The organism is Succinivibrio faecicola (assembly GCF_019448115.1).
Lineage (GTDB): Bacteria > Pseudomonadota > Gammaproteobacteria > Enterobacterales > Succinivibrionaceae > Succinivibrio > Succinivibrio faecicola.
This window is the reverse complement of the sequence record NZ_JAGFNY010000055.1, coordinates 1-5636: the sequence shown is the minus strand read 5'-3', so window position 1 is coordinate 5636 and position 5636 is coordinate 1. Positions and strand designations below refer to the sequence as shown.

Sequence of the window (5636 nt, the reverse complement as noted above, 5' to 3'; positions counted from 1 at the left end):
TGCATTTGTTGCTCTGACCTCTGCTTTTAATGGTAAGGCTGAGAAGATTATTTTAGGGGTAGGTTCTGAGTAGTTACGAAAATTCATTTCTTTTAAAAGTGAGTACTTATAATAATCTAATCTAGATGACGGATGTATTTAAATAATACCACTTTCACCTTTGTTTCACGGTATAAGGTTTTTTTTATGAGTAATTCTAGTCCAATTATTTCTCTATGTATTCCAACGAACGGGATTCTAGAATGGATTTGTCCTGTTATAGATAGTATATATAATCAGAATGTTGATTTGAATTTTTTTGAAGTAATTGTTACAGATAATGGTAAAAATGAAAATGTCCAAAAGATCATGTGCAAATATTCAAAAAAATATCCAAATTTTAAATATAAAAAGAATAATTCATTTATGTTTTATAATCAGCTAGAAGCTTTGAAACTAGCATCAGGGCAATATCTAAAACTCATTAATCACAGATCTATTTTTGAAAAAAATTCTTTAATAAAGATGATTGATATTCTCAAGGAGAATATCAAAGAAAAACCAGTAATTTATTTTTCTAATGGAGCTTTAAAACACAATATTTATAAATTATACTCATTCGATGAATTTGTAAAAAGTTTGGGGATCTACGTTTCGTGGACTTCAGGGGTAGGTATATGGAAGGATCATTTTGATATGATTTCAAAGGATATTCATATTGATAAAATTTCTCCTCATTCTTGTATTCTTTTTTCTGAAAGAAAAAAAAACTTGTATATGGTTTATAATTTTCCTTATTTTAGGGAAGTTGACAACGATCAATCAAAGAAAGGAAAATATGATTTGTTTAAAGCGTTTTGCGTTGAAGAAATTTCAATTGTTCAAAATTTGTATATTGATGGAGATGTATCTTCAAAAACATTGAAATCAATAATTAAAGACTATAGAACATTTGTGAGTAGGTTATATTTAGATTTTGTTATAAAAAGAAGAAAGTGTTCTTATGATTTAAGCGGTTTTAATGCAAATACAGGTATTTATTTTTCTAAGTTACAAATAGTTATTAGAGCTTTATTTTTAGGAATAAACGATCTTGTTAAGAAGATAATAATTAGGAAATAACATGATTCACTTTAACGTTCCCCCTTTTGTTGGCAAGGAAACTGAATATATCCAAGAGGCTATTAAAAATCACAAAATTTGTGGTGATGGACCTTTTACATTAAGATGTAATAAGTGGCTAGAGGATAATTTTTTGGCAACAAAAGCTCTTCTAACAACAAGTGGATCGGCAGCTTTAGATATGGCAGCTATTTTATGCGATATCAAACCGGGAGATGAAGTAATCCTCCCTTCATATACATTTTCTTCTACAGCAAATGCATTTGTTTTGGCTGGTGCAAAACTTGTTTTTGTTGATATTAGACCAGACACGATGAATATTGATGAAAATCTGATTGAGCCAGCAATTACAAATCGAACAAAAGCTATATGTGTTGTACATTATGCCGGTATTTCTTGTGAAATGGATAAAATCATGTCAATTGCTCGAAATTATAATATTAAAGTGATTGAAGATGCGGCTCAAGCTGTTATGTCCACGTATAAAGGAAAATATTTGGGAACAATCGGTGATTTTGGCTGTTATTCTTTCCATGAAACAAAAAATTATTCAATGGGTGAAGGAGGGGCGCTAATAATTAATAATCCTGATTACATAGAAAGAGCTGAAATATTGCGAGAAAAGGGAACAAATAGAAGTCAATTTTATAGAGGTCAAGTCGCTAAATATAACTGGGTTGATTTTGGTGATTCATATTTACCATCAGACCTTAATGCTGCATATTTATTGGCACAATTAGAGGTTGCTGATGAAATTAATCGTGATCGATTATCCACTTGGAAAAAGTATTATGATTATTTTTCACAACTCCTTTTTAGAGATTTGATGACTCTTCCTTTTGTCCCAAATGGGTGTGTGCATAATGCTCACATGTTTTATATAAAAACCTGCTCGTTAGAAATTCGACAAAAATATATAGAATATATGAAGAATAATGATATTTTATGTCCCTTCCATTATGTTCCATTACATTCTTCTCCTGCAGGAATTAAATTTGGTATTTTTCATGGTGAAGATATAAATACATCAGCAGAAAGTGATAAGCTAGTCAGATTGCCTCTGTATTACGGAATGAAAGAAGAAGATGTGGAAAAAGTTATTTCTAAAACAACAGAATTTTTTATTCCAAATTGATCCTTTATGAAGAGAAAATAATTAGCAATTATGAATCATACCCAAGACCTTAAGCAATTTTAGCTGAAGGGGGTGGTTAATGATTTGCCATACTAATGTAGGCAGATCCTTTAAGTTAACAATATCTCGATTAGATAGCTTTGTTCTTTGACAGCACAGAGCTATGTCATCGAGAAGTTCTTTAAAAATTTGATATACAGTGTACGACTTGCGGAAAAGTAAGGCATTGAATAAAACATCAAAGCAGTCATTCTGTTTATGGAGCTTTAGCATTGAAATCCATTCAAAACTATTACCTTTGGCACATTTAAGACCGGTAAAGGTTTTGATGATAGAAACAGCTAAAGACAACAGGATGAAAGAGAGAATGATGTTCTCATTAGCTGAGTTAATGCTTTTTAAGCAATTACTGCGTTTATTTGCTTTGTTAAACAGTTCAATAGCCCATCTAAGTCTATAGAGCAGGTAAATATGTTTAGCACCTAATCTGTCTTTAGGGATATTAGTTCTTAAGATAGAGCGTTTATCATCGTCAGTACAGTTAGGGGGATAACGGACAATAACTCTGTTCTTATGACCAGAAGCAAAGGTAACATCTAAGTCAGCACAGTTATGGGCTGGTAATTTATTAACAGCTATACCATTAAACTCTGGAATTGACTTACCATCATCACCAGTAGCACTATCAATTGTAGCAGCTGTGCTTAATTTACCTCTGATAAGGTAAAGGTTACTGCTATTAGCAATCCTCTGTTCAAGCTCTTCGTCTACGTAGCCTCTATCACAGATAATAAGGCAGTTATGGAATCTGTCAGTAAGAACAGAATCCCTTTCAGAGCCTACAGCTTCTGTGATTTCTACATATACGAAGCTTTGTCTTAACACAGAGAAAGCTATATGAAGCTTTAAACCAGGTCTTGGTGCAGAGCCATCAGTATGAGGTCTTCCTTTGCCTTTACATTCAAAGTTATCAGCACATGAGTATGATAGGTCTATTTCAGTGCCATCAACTAAGATGATGTCATCTACCTTAAGTTTTTCTAATAAAGATTTTAAATCCCCACTAATGAACTTCTTAATCTTTTTAAGAAAGCTCTTACTAAAGGTAGCTGTCATTAGTTCTGACAACATAGTCTTTATTACTTCAAGAGTATTTCCTGACTGTAACTGCTTATGTATGCATTTATGAGTTAAAAGTGATTTACCTAACTTTTTGCATCCTCTTAAATAAGCATCATGTACAGAGCGAAGAGTAAACTCAGACTTCTCTGTGGATTTACTCATCTGTGAAAGTGAGGTCAGAATATAGTCTGAAATAGAGAACTTACGCTCTCTCTTTAATGCACCACAATCACGAGCATACTGCTTTAAGTTATCCTTAGATAAAACAGTTGTGAATGAATGAGCTGTTTACAAAGGTGCTGGGAATATAGATAATTTTGACATTGGATTTCCTTGTTATTTCTATTATAACATGGACAATCCCATTTTTTATTTAAAAATCATCTAGTTAACACCTATTCTCCACTTTTTGTTCAATCGTCCAATTTTTTGGAAAATACAGACTAACCTAAACTCCACAGATCATAGTTACTAATCTTTGATCTGTTTCTTAGGAAAAGGAATTTTAAAAGTCTCAAAGAGATCTCTAGTTTTTTTAGGGATCTCTTTTACTATGTAAATTCCCCTGCCAGCAGGTCTAGAAGCCTGTAATCTCTGCATCTGAAGCATAGCTTTGTCAAAAGAATCTCCAGGTAATACCTTTGCATTAGGTTGATGATTGGAAGCGGTAACACTCATCATCATTCTGATTGCCTGAGCAAGCATATAAATAAAGAGCTTGCCTTTGTATGTAGTAGCTGTTGCATATAGTCTGTCACATTCATTAAGGACTTTGAACTGTCTGAAAGCAGATTCAACAATGTTACGTTCCCTGTAGATAATAAGACTCTGGAAAGGATCTTCAATGGTGTTAGTTCTGATAGCAAAGTAACCGTGATATTTACAAGCATTCTGAACCTTTGTAGCGTTTAAGCACCATTTTTGAGTTTTGGAATTTTGGAAAAAGAATCCTGAGTACTTTTTCCAATCCTTCTTATCTACAGTATCATTAGCAATTTTCTTATCTAAGATATTCTGTAAGTCACGCATTAAGGCAATAGTCTGACGCTCACCTAAAGCAGCATCATGGTACAGATGTAGGTACACCTTATGTTCATCATTGACACCATCAGATGTTGAGGTCCACTTTTCAGTATCAGCAGTTCTAGCATAAATACCGAGCTTACCGTTCATAAACATAGGATTGTTCAGGCTATCTTTATAGCGGTCAATAGTAGCTTTAATAGAGTCCTCTTTTAAAGACATACCAGTTAAGAACATAAGCTTACAGTTGATCATCTTCTGTATATTCAAAATAGAAGCATAGCCTCTGTCTGTAGCTAGTAGAGTTTTACCCAAATCCAGACCAATGCTCTGCATACGTAGCAGGATATCAGCAAAGAGAGTCATGTCATTAACTGAGCCTTCAGACTCATAGGCATAGCAAAGATCACCGGTGAAGTAATCGATACAGAAAGTGAGATTAACCTGTTTTAAGAAGTCGTCCTGCTTGGCATGACCGTATGAAGCATTATCGATAGTTTCAGACCAAGTACTGATAGAAGTGGAATCAATAGCCATCATCATAGGAGAGAGCTTTAAGTTCTGTTTCTTAGCTTCTTCCTCTTTCTTTAAGTGGTCTTCAGTGACTCTTTCATGTCTTAACTTAAAGTATTGGTCAATGTTCTCCTGACTAACCTTAGCAAGTATTGTACTAATCTTTTGACTGGATAAAGGAGAGGCTTCAGGAAGGTAATTCATAGCCAGCCAGTCTTCATAATTCTGCATAGCCATGCTATGAGAACACAGCTGGTAAATAGCCAGTCTTAAAAGTTCAGTACCAATCTCTTCACCGAATACAGAATTAAGGTTAAATAAGATCCCAGACTTCTTAGCTACTTCCCAACAGGCATAGGTAAGACCAAAAGAAACACAGTCACATCTCCAGTCAAGATCTTTTTGAGCTTCCTGTTTGATAGCTTCAGCATCGGACTCAGTTCTAATTACCAAAGCATTACATTCGTAGAAAACATGCTCACCAACGTAATTAGGATTAGCTTCTAAAAAGCTCTTAGATAAAGAAACCTCACCAGTATCAGAATTAAGTCTGCCTACATGAATACGCTTAGCTACACGAGACTGTTTCTTAACAGGATCCCATCTGTTGTAGTAGGAGATGATATAGGTTCTGCCCTTGTTATCGGTGTAACTGGAAAAGTTCCTGGATTTTTACAGCATTTGAGTGACATCAAAAACTAAATTCTTGGTACACAAAACTTCTTAATAGAGTAACAATTGC

At 33.9% G+C, this 5636-nt stretch carries 4 protein-coding genes and 1 pseudogene; 3 read left to right on the top strand and 2 right to left on the bottom strand.

Annotated elements, in window-relative coordinates:
• Nucleotides 1-186: 186 nt before the first annotated feature.
• Both J5V48_RS09420 and rffA read left to right on the top strand, forming a co-directional pair.
• Complete coding sequence (locus tag J5V48_RS09420; protein ID WP_219938331.1) at nucleotides 187-1101, top strand: glycosyltransferase; 915 nt, start codon at nucleotides 187-189, stop codon at nucleotides 1099-1101.
• Between the two features lies 1 nt (nucleotide 1102).
• Nucleotides 1103-2236 carry a dTDP-4-amino-4,6-dideoxygalactose transaminase gene (rffA, locus tag J5V48_RS09415; RefSeq protein WP_219938330.1) on the top strand — a complete coding sequence of 378 codons (1134 nt, stop codon included), beginning with the start codon at nucleotides 1103-1105 and terminating at the stop codon, nucleotides 2234-2236.
• Nucleotides 2237-2257: 21 nt separating this feature from the next.
• Here rffA and J5V48_RS09410 read toward each other — a convergent pair.
• Together J5V48_RS09410 and J5V48_RS09405 are read right to left on the bottom strand one after the other, a co-directional pair.
• Nucleotides 2258-3622, bottom strand: a pseudogene (locus J5V48_RS09410) (IS4 family transposase); the annotation flags it as partial.
• A 207-nt stretch (nucleotides 3623-3829) separates the two neighbouring features.
• Nucleotides 3830-5347 carry an IS1634 family transposase gene (locus J5V48_RS09405; protein WP_219938329.1) on the bottom strand — a complete coding sequence of 506 codons (1518 nt, stop codon included), beginning with the start codon at nucleotides 5345-5347 and terminating at the stop codon, nucleotides 3830-3832.
• A gap of 105 nt (nucleotides 5348-5452) precedes the next feature.
• On the opposite strand from J5V48_RS09405, the gene J5V48_RS09400 reads away from it, so the two are divergent.
• Nucleotides 5453-5596, top strand: a complete 144-nt coding sequence (locus J5V48_RS09400) for a hypothetical protein (RefSeq protein ID WP_219938328.1) — start codon at nucleotides 5453-5455, stop codon at nucleotides 5594-5596.
• Nucleotides 5597-5636 lie beyond the last annotated feature (40 nt).